Consider the following 329-nt stretch of genomic DNA (forward strand, 5'->3'; position numbering starts at 1 on the left):
AATGCCATTGGTCTGAGGACTTTTAGCCTTGGTCTTTGTGTGATCACTATCTTCAATGGCTAAATAAAGATTATATTCATGCTGTTCTCTTATTCCACAGTATTCCGTTGCTCTGACTGTTAAAATTCTGATTAAACGAAGTTCCTGCTGCTCAAAGAAAGGGACTACCTGATCATTAAGAATGTCATCAGCAATAAGAGCATGTTTACGGTCATATAGTTTTGCTAATACTACTTTGGAATACGTGTCAATAAAAGTTTGTTGATAAATATGTCCAACTCCTTTGATATTGCCTACGTAATAAGAGTCTTGAGCTCCTAAATATCCAG

The 329-nt window shown here is 35.9% G+C and carries 1 pseudogene; it reads right to left on the reverse strand.

The window, feature by feature from the left end:
* Nucleotides 1-329, reverse strand: a pseudogene (locus tag GNY06_RS00800) (IS481 family transposase); the annotation flags it as partial.

Source organism: Elizabethkingia argenteiflava (assembly GCF_009904105.1).
Lineage (GTDB): Bacteria > Bacteroidota > Bacteroidia > Flavobacteriales > Weeksellaceae > Elizabethkingia > Elizabethkingia argenteiflava.